A 14,930-nucleotide genomic window follows, 5' to 3' on the forward strand; every position below is an offset into this window, starting at 1 on the left:
TCCTGTGCGAGTGGGTATACAGGTGTCTACTTTGACCGGTATACATGTGTCTACTGGTCATGATGACCACACCGACAACAACAGGCAAGGCCCTTCAGGCCACACAGGAGTGCAGCAATGAAACAAACCGCCAAGATCGCCATTATCGGCACCGGATTTTCCGGCCTGGGCATGGCCATCAAGTTGAAAGAGGCCGGCTTTGACGACTTCGTGATTCTGGAGCAGAGCGACAATGTCGGGGGCACCTGGCACGATAACCACTACCCGGGTTGCGCCTGCGATGTTCAATCTGCGCTGTATTCCTTCTCTTTTGAGCAGAATCCGAACTGGACCCGCATGTTTGCTCCCCAGCCGGAGATTCAGGCGTACCTGCGGCATTGCGCCGAGAAATACGGCCTGATGGATCACATTCGTTTCAATACCCACGTGGCGGGTGCCCGTTGGGATGAGGCCACCTCGGGCTGGGTTGTGGAAACCTGCAACAGTGCAAAACTCTGGGACTACATGGAAAAGAAAGGTTTGAAGCCCGGGGATGAACTGGATCGCAGCGACAAGGCCCTGCCGCCAATCCGCAAGCTGCGAAGTGGGATTCTGGTGTCCGGCATGGGCGGCCTGAGCACCCCCGCGTATCCGGAGATCAAGGGCATAGACACGTTCACAGGGGCCAGTTTCCATTCCCAGAACTGGGACCATGACTACGATTTTCGTGGCAAGCGGGTGGCGGTTATCGGCACCGGTGCCTCGGCCATCCAGTTCGTGCCGGAAATTGCCAAAGACGCCGCCCATCTGGACCTTTACCAGCGTACGCCGCCCTGGATCATGCCCAAGCCTGACCGGGAAATCCGGCCACTGGAGCGGGCCATGTTCCGCAGGTTCCCGCAAACTCTGAATGCGTTCCGCCAGAGCATTTACTGGATGCTGGAAGCCCGGGTGCTTGGCTTCGTGGGTAACCCGCGCATTCTGAAAGTCGGTGAGTTGCAGGCCCGTCGACACATCCGCAACCAGATCAAGGACAAGGAACTACGCAAGAAAGTGACGCCGGATTTCCACTTCGGCTGCAAGCGGGTGCTGATCTCCAACAACTACTACCCGGCCCTGGACCAGGAACACGTGGACGTACTGACAGACGGCGTTCGCGAAGTGAAAGGTAACACCATCATCGACAACAATGGCACCGAGCGCCCGGTGGATTGCATTGTCTATGGCACCGGCTTCAAGGCCCAGGAACCCATCCCCCGGGGCATGATCTTCGGCCGTGGTGGCCAGGATCTGCTCGACGCCTGGCGCGAGGGTGCGGAAGCCTACAAAGGCACCACCGTGGCCGGCTTTCCAAACTTCTTCATGCTGATGGGTCCCAACACCGGGCTGGGCCACAGCTCCATGGTGTACATGATCGAGTCCCAGGTGCAGTACGTGCTGGATGCCATCAAGAAGATGGACCACCGAGGCTGGAAGAGCGTGGAAGTGAAAGAGGATGCCTACAGCCAATACAACGCCTCTATACACGCCAAACTCGGCGACTCCGTGTGGCAGACCGGTTGCAAGAGCTGGTATGTGAACGAGAACGGCAAGAACACCACCTTGTGGCCAGGCTTCACCTGGCAGTTCCGACAGCAGACCCGCCGGTTTGATGCCGAGCAGTATGTGTGTGAATCGGCGGAGGTGATGGAGCAGGGTGGGGAGCCGGCATTGGCTGGTTAAAACGGTAGATAATTATAGCGCCCGAGTCAGGATGCTTCGGGCGCTATGAGGTTGATGTAAGCCACACCACCCCAACGAGTGGTTGGTAGTTTTCGCGTTCCTGAAATACCATATGCACCCCGATCCACTGGAACACGGATCATGAACTGGCGCCCTTGGTTATTCGGCGCTTGTTGCTAAGCCTGAAATTTCAGCAGGGAACGCATGAACACGGAACAGGATACCGATTACCAGTACCGCGAGCGGGTGGTAGTGCCCCGCCCGGACAAAGAACTTCGCTTTCGGAACGGACGAATCCCCGGGTATTTTTCGATATTTCTCGGTGGCTTGAGCCTGGCGGCGGTGCTCGCCTACCTGTTTCCTTCCTATCTGACCACCACTGATCTTCGTGCCGCGTATGATGCCGAGGCGCTTCAGGATGTCCTGAAGTACGGTATGTGGTTCTCCCTGTTTTTCGGCATTACCACCTTCATTCTTGATCGGCGCAAACGGCTTGGTGCTGCAGGTATTGCCATGACGCTGATCGCGTTTGCCCTGGGTGGCTACAACGTGCCGGTCGGGCCGGTGGAGCCGAAACCTCTGTCTCTTGGCGTGGACTGGCTGATTCTGGCCTTTCTGGGTTCCACCATTGTCTTTACCAGCCTGGAGAAGCTCTTTCCGAAGTATCGGGAGCAGGTCATCTTGCGGGATCAGTGGGGGCTGGATTTCTTTTACTTCTGCCTCAATCACCTGCTGATCTGAGCGGTTCTGCTGTTTGGCAACTTCCTGGTAACGCGCTTTGAATGGGTGGCCAGCGACAGTCTTCAGGCGGCTATCCAGAGCACGCCGCTGTGGCTGCAGGTGGCTCTGCTGATTCTGGTGGCCGACTTCGTGCTGTATTGGGAGCATCGGGTATTCCATGAAGTCCGGCGGCTGTGGCTGTTTCATGCGGTTCACCATTCGGTGGAAACCATGGACTGGCTGGCGGGCTCCCGCGCGCATGTGGTTCAGATTTTTATTGAGCGGGGGTTGGTGATGCTGGCGTTGTATCTGCTCGGAGCCAGCAAGGAAGCGCTGGATATCTACGTCACGTTTGCCGCGCTGCAGGCCATCATTATCCACAGCAATCTCAATGTGCCCTGGGGGCCGCTCAAATATCTGTTGGTAACGCCGCAGTTCCACCACTGGCACCATAGTTCAGAGAAGCCGGCCATCGATACCAATTACTCGGCACACACGGTGCTCTTTGACCGGCTGTTCGGTACCTATCATTTCCCGAAAGCGCACTGGCCAGCGGAGTATGGCACGACCCAGAAACTGCCGGGTTCCTATCTGGGGCAGCTGTTCTATCCGTTCCGCAGGCGGTGACCGGCAGTTGCCGTCACGGTGATGCAATGGGATGATGCGCGGGTTGCGTGCTGCCCGGCTCGCATTCACCCATCATCTGAAACCGGCAGGATGTCATGGCCAACCGAACCTCAACCCGACTGAACAAATACATCAGCGAGAGCGGTATGTGCTCCCGTCGGGATGCCGACCGGTTCATCGAGCAGGGCAACGTGCACATCAACGGCCGCCGGGCCCAGGTGGGCGATCAGGTGTTGCCCGGAGATGTGGTGAAGGTCAACGGCCAGGTAGTGGAGCCGAGAGACGAAGAAGATCTGGTGTTCATTGCTCTGAATAAACCGGTGGGTATTGTCAGCACCACCGACAGCGCGGAGAAAGACAACATCCAGCGTTTTGTCGGCCACAGTGAACGGATTTTTCCCATTGGCCGGCTCGACAAGGATTCCCAGGGGCTGATTTTCCTGACCAGCAATGGCGATCTGGTGAACAAGATCCTGCGCGCCGGCAATAATCACGAGAAGGAATACCTGGTCACGGTCGACAAGCCGGTCACCTGGGAATTCGTAGAGGGAATGAGCAACGGTGTGCCGATTCTGGGGACCATGACCAAGCGCTGCAAGGTCGAAAAGGTGTCCCGGTTTGTGTTCCGCATTACCCTGGTTCAGGGCCTGAATCGCCAGATTCGCCGTATGGCGGAGTACTTTGGCTACGAGGTGACCAGGCTGGAGCGAGTGCGCATCATGAACGTCAGTCTGCAGGGGTTGCCGGTGGGTGCCTGGCGGGATCTGACGGAGAAGGAACTGGCGGTACTGTTCGATGCCATCCGGGATTCCTCGTCCGAGGCCACGGAGCCTGCCGGCAGCAAGCCCCGGAAGAAGCCGGCGGGTGCGAGGGGCGCTCGCCCGGGGCCTGGTGGCAAACCGGCGCGGGCTGGCGCAAAAGCTGGCGGGAAGTCACCGGCTGGTAAAGGGCGAAAAGGCCCCGGTTCCGGGCCCGGTAAACGGCCCTCTGGTAAACCCGGTGGCGGCCCAAAGCCGGGTGGTCGTGGTCCGGGGTCCAAGGGTAAACCATCGAAACCGGGCAAGCCCCGCAAGCCGTCCATCAAGAAACGTTGAGTACCCATAGGTTCTCTTCCTTACGGCAAAAAAGCCTTTCGGACGCTATGCTTACCGGCTTTAACCCTGTGCCGGATTTGCCCGAATGTTTGAAACGTTTTTCTCTACCTATCTCAGCAGCACCATCCGATTCCTGTTCCTGCTGGCGCCATTTTTCGTGGTCACCATGTTCCTGGCCCTCACTCGGGGGCTCTCGATGGCGGAGAAAACCTCCATCATTCGTCGGGCCTGTGTCTCGGCCTTTATTCTGGGTGTGATCCTGTTCTTCGCCGGCCCGCTGTTGTTCAACGCCATTGGCATCACCCTGAACTCCTTCCGCATCGGTGCCGGCAGCCTGCTGTTCCTCACCGCCATCAGTCTGGTGAACAGTGGCACCCGTAACCACGCCACCGGGTTGCCCGAAGAGGATCGGGATGACATCGCGGTGGTGCCCCTGGCCATTCCTGTCATGATTGGCCCGGCGACCATTGGTGCCATCATGGTTTACGGCGCCGAGCTTAAAGCGGTGCCAGAAGTGGCCGGTGGTCTGCTGGGCCTGGTGTCGGGCTTGATGATTCTGGCGGGATTGCTTCGCTTGTCCGGTTATCTGGAGAAAGCGTTGGGCAAGACCGGCCTGAACATTATGTCGAAGATCAGCGGCCTGATTCTTTCCGCGATGGCGGCAGAAATCGTGCTGACCGGTATTGCCGGCTTCATTGCCAGTACCTCGGGCGCCTGAGACAATCCGGTCGTTATTTCTGGATGGGATGAGTCATGCCCGCGAACACCATTGAGCATAATCGCAGCCGGTTCAATTTTGATGGCATCGAGGCCATCTGGCTCTTCGGCTATGGCTCGCTGATCTACAAAGTGGATTTCCCCTTCCTGGAGCAGCGCCCGGCAGCCATTCGCGGTTGGGCTCGTCGGTTCTGGCAGGGTTCTCATGATCACCGTGGCACCCCCGAAGCGCCCGGGCGGGTGGTCACGCTGATTGAGCAGCCCGATGCCGTATGCAAGGGCGTAGCCTATCGGGTGTCACCCAACGTCTTCGAGTATCTGGATGTGCGGGAAAAGAACGGCTATCTGCGCTTCAGTACCACCATGACCTTTGACGATGGCAGTCATGCCGAGGGGCTGGTGTATATCGCTACGGAAGACAATGAGGCCTTTCTGGGCGAGGCACCGGAAGCGGACATTGCGCGGCAGATTGCCCTCGCCACGGGGCCTAGCGGCCCCAATTCGGAGTATTTGCTCAGGCTGGCCGATTCGCTGCGTCAGCTGGGTGATGATTGTTCACACACCTTTGCCATCGAGGCCTGTCTTCGGGCGGAAGAACGGCTACCCCGTTGATTTGTCTCCCCGGCGGTCTCCCGCTCCGCCGGGTTGAATCCCCGGGCGGGTGACCGCTTCCGGTGCCGCAGGCCAATCAGTACCAGCGGCACCACAATCATCAGGCTGCCCGCCAGGAACCACAGGTCAGGTACCTCACCAAACCAGATCCAGCCAATGGCGACCGCCCAGATCAGCCCGGTGTATTCGGCGCTGGTGACCTGGTTGGCATCTACCTGCCGGTAGGCCAGCAACACGGTGATGTTGTAGCCCAGGATGAACAGGGCGGAACCGGCGGCGCTGATCAGGATTTGCGGGTTCCAGGCCGCGCCTTCCCAGAGTGCCAGGGCGGCGGCCGCCGGGACGATCAGCAGGTAGTTCAGAAACAGTTTGTGGACGGTGGTTTGTTCCTTGGGCAACTGGCGCACCATGACGGCGTTGATGGCCAGGGCGAAGGCAGAGCCGAGGGCGGCGATGACGGCCCAGTTGAAGTCCACCGGTCGCAGGATGACGATGATGCCGGCAAAGCCGCTGAACACAGCAGTCACACTGAGCGGAGTCAGTTTTTCGCTGAAGAATACGGCGGACAGTACCATCACCAGGATGGGCGCGGCGTAGAACAGGGCGTTGGCGGTGGCCAGTGGCAGGTTGGTCAGTGCCACCACCATGCAGACGATACCGACCAGATGGATGTGGGCGCGGATGGCGTGGATTTTCAGGCCGCCGAAGAGGTTGTTGCGGTCGAGTTTGCGGGCGAGCGGGAGCAGGAACGCCAGGGTGAGGACGCAGCGCAGGAAGGCGAACTGGAAGACGGGGGCACCGGGGTCCAGGAGCTTGATGAAGACGTCTGAGAGTATGGCCATGGCGTTGCCGATGACCAGCAGCAGAATGGCGCTGTTTACGGTTTTGCCTGACACTGTGGTGCTCCTTTTCCTGAAATCCGCTAACTTGAGTGCACGGGTATGTCGGCGGACTTGCTTCCGAAAACCGCTGCTAGTACATCCCTGTACGCTTGTCTCCGCCATCCATGGCTACGAACATTTTCGGAAGCAAGTCCGCCGACACACCCCCTGACCTTGGATGTGGATTCTAGGCGTGCTTAACTATCCGATAAAATGATCAATATTCCCCATTCATTAGAAAATTAGATAACAAGCAGCGATGAGACTCCCACCTCTAAAAGCTCTCCCAGTATTTGAAGCCGCCGCCCGGCTGAACAGTTTTTCAGCGGCCTCGGAAGAACTGGCCATCACCCAGAGCGCGGTCAGCCACCAGATCAAACAGCTGGAAACCTATCTGGGCGAGCGGTTGTTCTGGCGCTCCGGTCGTCGCGTGACGTTGACCGATGAGGGGCGGCAGTATTTCGATGCCATTGGTTCGGCTCTGCTTCAGATTGAGCGGGCCAGTGAGCAGTTGCTGGGGCATGAGGAGAGTCGGTTGCGGTTGTCGGTGTTCAGTTCGTTCGCCGTGCGCTGGCTGGTGCCCCGGTTGCCGGATTTGCAGCGGCTGCATCCGCAGATTGATCTGGCGCTGGAGATGAGTAGCGAGAACCCGGTGTTGTCGGATCGGGTGGCGGATTGTTTCATCACCATTCACCGGGATTCCCGGGCCTACAGTTACGATTTGCTGTATGAGGAGCGACTGTTTCCGGTCTGTAGTCAGGATTACTGGCAGCGTATGCGCCGGGAGCTGGGCCGGGATGCGGAGCCGGAGCGGCGGGATGAGCAACCGGTGTCGCCGGGTGAGATGGCGGGGTTTCCGCTGCTATCCACTCACAGCATTTTCGACCGACCGGCCGGAGACTGGGAGGCCTGGTACAGCGCGGTAAGTGAATTGATGCCCACGGGCACTCGCGTTCAGCACTTCAGCCATATGCTGTTGGCACTTGAGGCGGCGCGGTTTCATCAGGGCATTGCCCTGACCAATGACTACATGCTGAGTACCCGGAAGGATTCTGAAGATTTCGTGCGGTTGCCGACGCATTCGGTGGTGACCGGCGACAAATTTTACTTTGCCTGGAAGACCAGCCGCCGGCGGGAACGCGGGATTCAGACGCTGCGCCGGTGGTTGGTGGATGAGGCAATTCGGGGTGGCTTGAGGGGCGAGTGACCGCCCCTCAATGAGAGGGTAGCTAAGCTCAGCCTTTGGACGGCCGCTCCACCACCTTGCGCTTGCCTTTGGCGCTTTTGGCGAGGGATTTCAATCCGTCGGCATCAAAGGCGTCTACGCGGATGACGTCATAGAGTGCCGTCAGGGCTTCTTCCAGTTTCGGGCACTCCTCTGCTTTGACAATGCCCTGGGCACAGGCCCAGTCCACCAGTTCCTTGCGTTGGTGGCCCATCAGCAGGGCGATGCCATCCACTTCGTCTTCGTCCCGGCTGCGGATCGCTTCGTGCAGTTTGTGGCGGGATTCCTCGGTTTCGTTCGCCAATCGATAGGCGTTGAGTACACGTCCGAGCGGGTCGCTGGGATCGGCATTGATGAAGGTTCCCCGGCTGATGCGCTGGCGCACAGGCGTGTCTTTCACGATGGTAGCCGCCACTTTTGCACCGAGCTTGTCATCCGGGCCGTTCAGGCCGGTGGCGCCGAGCGGGAAGACCATCAGCCGCAGCGGCCAGCGCAGGGCGGGTACCGGGAAGTTTATGATGGCTTCACGCATGGAGTCCTGCAGGTCGTGCAGGCAGGTTTGCAGGCACCATTCCACCAGGTCCCGTTGGTCGTCCGGATAGCCTTCCTCATGCCATTGCTTGATCACGGCGGTGGCGTAGTAAAGCTGTACCAGGCAGTCGGCCATGCGGCCAGACAGCCGCTGGCGGGCTTTCAGGCCGCCACCGACGGTGAGCAGGGTCACGTCGGTCATCAGGGCAAAGGCGGCCGAGAAACGGCCCAGCTGGCGGTAGTATTTCTGGATGTCACCCTGGCGGGGTGCGCTTTCCAGCCAGCCTTTACTCAGGCCCAGAACGAATGCACGCAGGGCATTGCGGGTGGTGTGGGCCAGGTGGCGGTAGAAGATGCCGTCGAACTTCTTCGCTGCTTGATCTTGGTTTTCCATGCCCGCCGCTTCGATTTCCTCAACAATGAAGGGGTGGCAGCGGATGGCGCCCTGGCCGAAGACCATCAGGCTGCGGGTCAGGATGTTGGCGCCTTCCACGGTAATGCCGATAGGCACGGCCTGGTAGGCCCGTGCCAGGAAGTTGCGGGGGCCGGTGATAACGCCCCGGCCGGCGACCACGTCCATGGCGTGGTTGATCACTTCCCGCATCAGGTCTGTGTTGCGGTATTTCAGCACCGCTGAAGGTACCGACGGGCGAACGCCCCGGTCCAGCATACCGGCGGTCAGCAGGCGGGCTGCGTCCATCATGTAGGTGTAGCCGGCAATGGGTTCCAGGGCTTCCTGTACGCCTTCAAACTGGCTGATGGAGCGGCCGAACTGCTCCCGGGTGTAGGCGTAGGAACCGGTCGCCAGGCTGGCCAGTTTGCCGGCGCCGGTGCCCAGAGCGGGCAGGGAGATGGAGCGGCCGATGGACAGGCATTCCAGCAACATTTTCCAGCCCTTGCCGAGCATGTCCTGGCCGCCAATTACCTGTTCCATGGGGATGAAAACTTCGGTGCCCCAGGTGGGGCCGTTCATGAAGACCGTGTTCATGGGCAGGTGGCGGGCACCGGCATTCACGCCGTCGGTATCCCGCGGCACCATCACACAGGTGACACCGATCTCGTCCTGCTCGCCAAGCAGGTGCTCGGGGTCGTAAACCTTGATGGCGAGGCCGATCAGCGTAGCGACCGGCGCCAGGGTGATGTAGCGCTTGTTCCAGGTCACTTTCAGGCCCAGCACTTCCTTGCCGTTCCATTCGCCCTTGCAGACGATGCCTTTGTCCGGAATCGCGCCAGCATCGGAGCCGGCGACCGGAGAGGTCAGTGCAAAGCAGGGGATTTCTTCACCCCCGGCCAGGCGAGGCAGGTAGTGCTGTTTCTGCTCGTCGGTACCATAGTGCATCAGCAGCTCGCCGGGACCGAGGGAGTTGGGCACCATCACGGTCACCGCCGCAGACACGCTGCGGGTGGAGATCTTCATGACGATTTCGGAATGGGCGGTGTTGGAAAAACCCAGGCCGCCGTCTTCTTTGGGAATCACCAGACCAAAGAAGCCCTTGCTGCGAATGAACTTCCACACTTTGTCTGGCAGATCGTAGTGTTCGTGGGTGATCTGCCAGTCGTCCAGCATCTTGCACAGTTCTTCCACCGGGCCATCAAGAAACGCCTGTTCTTCACTGGTCAGGTGAGCGGGCGCGGCATCCAGCAGCTTGTTCCACTCAGGTTGGCCGGAAAACAGTTCGCCGTCCCAGTCAACGGAGCCGGAGTTGAGGGCTTCCTGTTCGGTGGGAGACAGTTTTGGTAAGCGACTGCGAACCCAGCCCAGCAGTGGCCGGCTGAGTTTATCCAGGCGCAGGTCGCCAGGGAGGGTTACGAGCAGTGCCAAAGCCAGCAGGATGCCGCCGATCAGAAAACTCAGAATGTGCCAGTCGTCCTGAGCGACACCAATCAGGGTAGCGACGGACATGATGAGGGCGGCAGTTTTGCCACCGATACTGAAGTAAATCAGTACCAGGGCACTGAGAACGAGGAGCAGAACGCTCATGGGCAGACCTCCATATCATGAATGAAATCAGACAGATTTGATTCTTACCATCGGTCAAAGTTCAGTCAGTTGCAAGCGGTTAGCGAGGTAAAAGCCCTTGGGAGAATCGAATTCTTGATTTACAGAATCTTTACGGAGCCCCAGCGGTTCAGGCTCATAGGCTGAGCCCGGTCACCAGCAGCGCCAGTGTGGACAGCAGTACCGCCACGTTGGCGCCCAGCACGTGGTTGAGCTGGTCTGGCATCGCCAGTACACGAGGCAGTCGAAGACTGATCCAGATTGCTGCCGGTAGCGGTGCCAGGGCGATAAGGCTGGTCATTGCCAGATAGCCACTGACCACACCGGCAACGATGACACCATAGCTGGCAAGCAACAGGCCAGCCACCAGATGGGCGGCTTTTTCGGGGCCAAGGGTAATCACCAGATGGCGCCGGCCAATCGCTCGATCGGCCTCTGCATCCGGTATCTGGTTGATCAGCAACAGCTCACTGACCATCAAGAGCGCCACCAGAGACGCCAGCAGGGCGGAGGTATCGATGCTTGCCCCAAGCGCGATAACGGTGCCCAGCACCATGATGGGACCAAACCCCATGCCCGGTGCCAGCAGGCACAGCAGTGGGGAGCGGGTAATCCAGCGGGTATAGGTGAGCACCAGCACCACACCGGCTGCTCCGAGCACCAGCAGAGGCAGACCCCGCAGCCAGAGAAAATACAGACCGATGGTAACCACCACCGCGAGTGTGCCCAGACCTGCCCAGAGCACGCGCCGGGCTGCAGACGGCACCTCGGGCAGGGCGCCGCTGCCACCGGAGAACGGGGTGCGCTCGGTGATCATGTCGAGGCCGGAGCGAAAATCGTCGTATTCGTTCAGCAGATTCACCGCCGCATGGGCAAGTACGGCGCCAAGGAAAACCAGAAAGGTGTGTAAAAGTTCGGGCGCCTGGCCCTGTTGCCAGGCGACGGCCAGGCCCAGGCCGGCACACAATGGGGCGAGCAGTAAAAAGTTCGGGCGGGACGCGCGGACCACCGCAAGGGTTTCTGACATTGATCAACTCTCCGGATTGCGGAGAAGCTTACACGTAGCCCGCCGCAAATACCAAGCCCAGCACAATGGGCATCACCACCAGACTGCCCAGGTTGCTCAGCAGCACCAGGGAGGCCACAGCGTGGGGTTCCTGCTGATACTGTTCGGCCACCATGTAATTCAGTACGGCCGGTGGCAGGGCGGCAAAGACCCAAAGGCTGGCGACCTGCAGCCCCGGCAGATCCAGCAGTGCAATCATTGGCCAGGCCAGAATGAGTCCGGAGAGCGGGCAGGCGATGGCGCCGATCAGCCCCAGTTTCCAGTCACTGAAATCGACATCCAGCATGCGGACGCCCAGGGCAAACAGCATCAGTGGAATGCACACGCCGCCAAGCATGTTCAGGGTTTCCAGCAGCCAACCCGGCAGCGGGATACCACTGAGATTCACCGCCAGGCCGGCGATGCTGGCGAATACGATGGGCAACCGTAGCCGGCGGATAATGGAGGTGTGGGGGTCCAGCATGTACAGGCCTACCGAGAAGTGCAGCAGCATTTCCACGATGAACAGCACAATGGCCGCAGGCAGCGCCGCATCCCCGAATGCCAGCACCAGAATCGGAATCCCCATGTTGCCGGAGTTGTTGAACATCATCGGTGGCAGGAAGGTTTTCAGGTTCAGCTTCAGCAGCCTGGCCACCGGATACAGAATCACACCGGACCCCAGAACCACCACCGTGGCGGCCAGCGCCAGCCAACCGTATTCCTGCAAGGGCGCCTGCTGGTCTGCCAGTACCGCAAACACCAGCATGGGCACGAACAGTTCCATGTTGAGCACATTCAGGCCCTGAATATCCGGTGTCCGGTAACGCCCGTACAAGGCGCCGCAGCCGGCAATCAGGAATACCGGCAGCATGGTGGAAAGAATCTGGCCAATCATGGAAGGGCTCCGATTATTGTTTTTGGTCAACGCAGGTGACTAATCCGTTAGGTTCGCAAGCATCGGGTGGATTGGGCAAGCGAAATTCATGGCTCTTCGACCAAAGCCGGAGCCAAAGCGTCGGTTGCGACGGCGGCACCGGGCCACCACAATAGCGTTTTCACGGAGACAGCAAGCGGAGCCCCCATGAATGGCAGCGTTTTCGATCAGCCCATCGCCAGAGAGCACACCTGTTCGGTAAAGTTTGATGCCCGCAAGGCGGTATTCGGCCGTGACGATGTGATACCGGCGTGGGTCGCCGATATGGACTTCCCGGCCCCGGAAGCGGTCACCCGTGCGCTGACCGAGCGGGCGCAGCATCCGGTATATGGCTATACCCTGTTCCCGGACAGCCTTTATGAGGCCATGATCCAGTGGTTTGAAAGCCGTCATGGCTGGAGCATCCAGCGAGACTGGATTGTCATGGCGCCCGGGGTGGTGCCGTCCCTCAACGCGGCCTGCCTGGCCTTTGCCCAACCCGGAGAGGGCGTGATTATCCAGCCGCCGGTGTACCCGCCGTTTTTCAGCTCGGTCAGGGATACCGGCCGGACCGTGATCGAAAACCCTTTGATGGCAGACGAAACCGGTGACTACCGCATGGATCTGGAGCATTTGGAGCAATGCGCCGCCCGGCCGGATGCCAAGGTATTGCTGCTGTGTTCACCCCATAATCCGGTGGGACGGGTCTGGCGCGAGGCGGAACTGGTTCAGGTGCTGGATATCGCGCGCCGTCATGGCCTGGTGGTGCTGTCGGACGAGATTCACTGCGATCTTACCTATCCAGACAAGCCCGCTCATAGGGTGTTGGCGACCCTGGCCGAAGGGGATGATGCGCTGATAACCGCGGTTGCGCCGAGCAAGACCTTCAATATGCCGGGGCTGGGCCTGTCGGCCTTGGTGATTCCGGATCCGGAGCGCCGCAAGGCCATGAAAACGGTGTTCGAACGGCTGCACCTGCCGCAGTGTAACCCGTTCAGCATCGCCGGGTTCGAGGCAGGCTATCGCCATGGTGGTTCCTGGCGGGATGATCTGATGGCCTATCTGAAGGGCAATCGCGATTTCGTGGTGCAGGAGGTTGACCGCCGACTCACGGGTATCCGCACCTCGGCGCCGGAAGGCACCTACCTGATCTGGCTCGATTGCCGGGGCCTGAAGCTGGACGACACCGCCCTGAAGCGCTTTTTCGTGCAACAGGCGGGGATTGGCCTCAATCCGGGGCTCAGTTTCGGCAGCCAAGGCAGCGGTTTCATGCGGCTGAACATCGGCTGCCCGAGAGCGGTACTGGCGCAGATTCTCGACCGTATTGAGGTCGCCCTTCAGGGCAGCTGATTTTCCAGAGAGCAGTGATCTTCAACCAATTGCCAGCGCGGCGGCGTATTCATCCCGGGCATATCGCCGCTGGTCGGGCGGATCGCCTTCCAGATCTTGCCACCATGGCTGGCTTCGCTGCCCACGGTGTAGCTCTCTGAGAACAGCCACTGGTCGGGCTGCTCGCACAGTTCGTTGTCACTGGACGATTCCGAGGCTGGTGAATCCGGGCTTCCGGTGACCGTGCCTGTCTGCGCAGTAAGCCCGGTTTCTACATCGGACTTGTCGATCGGGGCCGGGGGCGCTGCCTCGCCGGAGCATTCGGGTGCAGAATCGAGCTGTTTCCAGTCGAAGGTAATACCCGGCTCCAGGCCCTGGTGTAGCTCCCGGGACTGGTACCACTCGCCGTCATGGTGCACTACCGCTCCGGCCGGGTAGTAGCGGGATGGCGCCCATTTGGACTCATCCGGGTCGCAGGGGGCTGCCGCGACGTTCAGGGAAAGAGCGGCCAGCATCAGGGTAATGATGGCCGGCCAGGAATATGCAGAGGCGGTTTGCCTAGTCATTCAGCTCTCCTTTATCCAGTGCAGTGACAGGCGGGCGGGACAGACGCCGGCCGGTTCGGGTCGCCAGTATCAGGCCTCCGAGTATCAGCAGTCCACCCGCCAGATGAAACAGGCTGAGGCTTTCCCCGAGGAAAACCACCGCAAGCACAGAGGCATAAACCGGCGTAAGGTACATGAAAATGGCAGCCCGGGCAGGGCCAATACTGTGTACGCCATGATTCCAGAAGGCGTAGGCGAGAATGCCCGGAAAAATCGCAAAATAGATCAGAGGAAGGGCGGTACTTTGTGACAGGGCAAAGCCGCCGCTGAAAAACAGAAAGTCCAGCAGGTAAACCGGCGCGAGAATCAGGGTGCCCAGCAGGATCTGCGTGGTGAGGAAGGTCAGTGCCGGCAGTGGCACCGCCTGCCGGCGCAACAGCACCGAGAACAGGCCCCAGCTGAACACCGCAGCCACCATCACCAGGTCGCCGGGCTGGGCCTGCAGGCCGGTCAGCACGGACACATCGCCGCGGGCAATCACGCACAGAATGCCGGCCAGGGCCATGGCAATGCCCAGTATCTGAATCGGGCGCGTCCGGTCACCCAATAACAACCAGGCCAGCAGTGCGACAAAAATCGGGATAGTGGCGTTGATCAGCGCGATGTTGGTGGCTGTCGTGGTCATGGCCGCGACATAGAGCAGGGAATTGAAGGCGGCAACGCTGAAGGCGGCCAGTGCAATCATGGACCCGAGGCGCTGACGAATCACCTGCCGGTGGCGCCAGATACCGGGTAAGCCGAACGGCAGGATAATGGCCAGGGCCAGTAACCAGCGCCAGAACGACATGGACAATGGCGGAATGTGCTCGACCGTGCCCCGGGCCACCACGGCGTTGCCGGCCCAGAACAGCGGTGTCAGCACCAGACCGATGTAGGCCAGGGTTTGCCCGGAGTTTTGCGTTGTGGCGTTCAGGTCAGACACTCCGTC

The 14,930-nt window shown here is 59.9% G+C and carries 14 protein-coding genes; 8 read left to right on the forward strand and 6 right to left on the reverse strand.

Annotated features, from left to right (window positions below; genetic code table 11):
- Nucleotides 1-117 precede the first annotated feature (117 nt).
- The 6 genes from ACAM27_RS03020 (at nucleotide 118) to ACAM27_RS03045 (ending at nucleotide 5,471) form a co-directional block, all read left to right on the forward strand.
- Nucleotides 118-1,701 (forward strand): NAD(P)/FAD-dependent oxidoreductase, encoded by a 1,584-nt coding sequence (locus tag ACAM27_RS03020; protein WP_222534112.1) that lies wholly within the window; start codon nucleotides 118-120, stop codon nucleotides 1,699-1,701.
- Nucleotides 1,702-1,905: 204 nt separating this feature from the next.
- Nucleotides 1,906-2,442 (forward strand): hypothetical protein, encoded by a 537-nt coding sequence (locus ACAM27_RS03025; RefSeq protein ID WP_369612528.1) that lies wholly within the window; start codon nucleotides 1,906-1,908, stop codon nucleotides 2,440-2,442.
- A 45-nt stretch (nucleotides 2,443-2,487) separates the two neighbouring features.
- Nucleotides 2,488-3,048, forward strand: coding sequence for a sterol desaturase family protein (locus ACAM27_RS03030; RefSeq protein WP_369612529.1), 561 nt, complete (start codon nucleotides 2,488-2,490; stop codon nucleotides 3,046-3,048).
- Between the two features lie 95 nt (nucleotides 3,049-3,143).
- Entirely contained in the window at nucleotides 3,144-4,142 is a 999-nt protein-coding gene (gene rluF, locus ACAM27_RS03035; RefSeq protein ID WP_369612530.1) for a 23S rRNA pseudouridine(2604) synthase RluF, read from the forward strand.
- A gap of 85 nt (nucleotides 4,143-4,227) precedes the next feature.
- Nucleotides 4,228-4,860 carry a MarC family protein gene (locus tag ACAM27_RS03040; RefSeq protein ID WP_011787217.1) on the forward strand — a complete coding sequence of 211 codons (633 nt, stop codon included), beginning with the start codon at nucleotides 4,228-4,230 and terminating at the stop codon, nucleotides 4,858-4,860.
- Between the two features lie 35 nt (nucleotides 4,861-4,895).
- Nucleotides 4,896-5,471 carry a gamma-glutamylcyclotransferase gene (locus tag ACAM27_RS03045; RefSeq protein WP_011787216.1) on the forward strand — a complete coding sequence of 192 codons (576 nt, stop codon included), beginning with the start codon at nucleotides 4,896-4,898 and terminating at the stop codon, nucleotides 5,469-5,471.
- Here ACAM27_RS03045 and ACAM27_RS03050 read toward each other — a convergent pair.
- On the reverse strand, nucleotides 5,396-6,367 hold the full coding sequence (locus ACAM27_RS03050) for a DMT family transporter (protein WP_041655213.1): 972 nt from the start codon (nucleotides 6,365-6,367) through the stop codon (nucleotides 5,396-5,398). The genes ACAM27_RS03045 and ACAM27_RS03050 overlap by 76 nt on opposite strands.
- Nucleotides 6,368-6,611: 244 nt before the next feature.
- Between ACAM27_RS03050 and ACAM27_RS03055 the strand changes: the two genes are divergently transcribed.
- Nucleotides 6,612-7,559, forward strand: a complete 948-nt coding sequence (locus ACAM27_RS03055) for a LysR family transcriptional regulator (protein WP_022991359.1) — start codon at nucleotides 6,612-6,614, stop codon at nucleotides 7,557-7,559.
- A gap of 28 nt (nucleotides 7,560-7,587) precedes the next feature.
- On the opposite strand, the gene ACAM27_RS03060 is transcribed toward ACAM27_RS03055, so the two are convergent.
- The 3 genes from ACAM27_RS03060 to ACAM27_RS03070 all read right to left on the reverse strand — a co-directional run bounded on the left by ACAM27_RS03060 (nucleotide 7,588) and on the right by ACAM27_RS03070 (nucleotide 12,050).
- Nucleotides 7,588-10,089 (reverse strand): acyl-CoA dehydrogenase, encoded by a 2,502-nt coding sequence (locus ACAM27_RS03060; RefSeq protein ID WP_369612531.1) that lies wholly within the window; start codon nucleotides 10,087-10,089, stop codon nucleotides 7,588-7,590.
- A 154-nt stretch (nucleotides 10,090-10,243) separates the two neighbouring features.
- Nucleotides 10,244-11,134 (reverse strand): prenyltransferase, encoded by an 891-nt coding sequence (locus ACAM27_RS03065; RefSeq protein WP_369612532.1) that lies wholly within the window; start codon nucleotides 11,132-11,134, stop codon nucleotides 10,244-10,246.
- A 28-nt stretch (nucleotides 11,135-11,162) separates the two neighbouring features.
- Nucleotides 11,163-12,050 (reverse strand): AEC family transporter, encoded by an 888-nt coding sequence (locus tag ACAM27_RS03070; protein ID WP_011787210.1) that lies wholly within the window; start codon nucleotides 12,048-12,050, stop codon nucleotides 11,163-11,165.
- Between the two features lie 186 nt (nucleotides 12,051-12,236).
- On the opposite strand from ACAM27_RS03070, the gene ACAM27_RS03075 reads away from it, so the two are divergent.
- On the forward strand, nucleotides 12,237-13,418 hold the full coding sequence (locus tag ACAM27_RS03075; RefSeq protein ID WP_369612533.1) for a MalY/PatB family protein: 1,182 nt from the start codon (nucleotides 12,237-12,239) through the stop codon (nucleotides 13,416-13,418).
- Here the strand turns inward: ACAM27_RS03075 and ACAM27_RS03080 are convergent.
- Both ACAM27_RS03080 and ACAM27_RS03085 read right to left on the reverse strand, forming a co-directional pair.
- A complete protein-coding gene (locus ACAM27_RS03080) occupies nucleotides 13,406-13,963 on the reverse strand; it encodes a carbohydrate-binding protein (RefSeq protein WP_369612534.1) in 558 nt (185 codons plus the stop codon). The genes ACAM27_RS03075 and ACAM27_RS03080 overlap by 13 nt on opposite strands.
- Entirely contained in the window at nucleotides 13,956-14,924 is a 969-nt protein-coding gene (locus tag ACAM27_RS03085) for a DMT family transporter (protein WP_369612535.1), read from the reverse strand. Before ACAM27_RS03085 ends, ACAM27_RS03080 begins: the two co-directional genes overlap by 8 nt.
- Between the last annotated feature and the right edge of the window lie 6 nt (nucleotides 14,925-14,930).

The sequence above is a fragment of the Marinobacter sp. RI1 genome, from assembly GCF_041155085.1.
GTDB lineage: Bacteria > Pseudomonadota > Gammaproteobacteria > Pseudomonadales > Oleiphilaceae > Marinobacter > Marinobacter nauticus.

Bases quoted from the DNA above. Each gene is read 5' to 3' on its own strand.
- ACAM27_RS03065 (WP_369612532.1), bottom strand. From the start codon at position 11,134: ATGTCAGAAACCCTTGCGGTGGTCCGCGCGTCCCGCCCGAACTTTTTA.
- ACAM27_RS03080 (WP_369612534.1), bottom strand. From the start codon at position 13,963: ATGACTAGGCAAACCGCCTCTGCATATTCCTGGCCGGCCATCATTACC.
- ACAM27_RS03060 (WP_369612531.1), bottom strand. From the start codon at position 10,089: ATGAGCGTTCTGCTCCTCGTTCTCAGTGCCCTGGTACTGATTTACTTC.
- ACAM27_RS03075 (WP_369612533.1), top strand. From the start codon at position 12,237: ATGAATGGCAGCGTTTTCGATCAGCCCATCGCCAGAGAGCACACCTGT.
- ACAM27_RS03020 (WP_222534112.1), top strand. From the start codon at position 118: ATGAAACAAACCGCCAAGATCGCCATTATCGGCACCGGATTTTCCGGC.
- ACAM27_RS03045 (WP_011787216.1), top strand. From the start codon at position 4,896: ATGCCCGCGAACACCATTGAGCATAATCGCAGCCGGTTCAATTTTGAT.
- rluF (WP_369612530.1), top strand. From the start codon at position 3,144: ATGGCCAACCGAACCTCAACCCGACTGAACAAATACATCAGCGAGAGC.
- ACAM27_RS03025 (WP_369612528.1), top strand. From the start codon at position 1,906: ATGAACACGGAACAGGATACCGATTACCAGTACCGCGAGCGGGTGGTA.
- ACAM27_RS03070 (WP_011787210.1), bottom strand. From the start codon at position 12,050: ATGATTGGCCAGATTCTTTCCACCATGCTGCCGGTATTCCTGATTGCC.
- ACAM27_RS03055 (WP_022991359.1), top strand. From the start codon at position 6,612: ATGAGACTCCCACCTCTAAAAGCTCTCCCAGTATTTGAAGCCGCCGCC.
- ACAM27_RS03040 (WP_011787217.1), top strand. From the start codon at position 4,228: ATGTTTGAAACGTTTTTCTCTACCTATCTCAGCAGCACCATCCGATTC.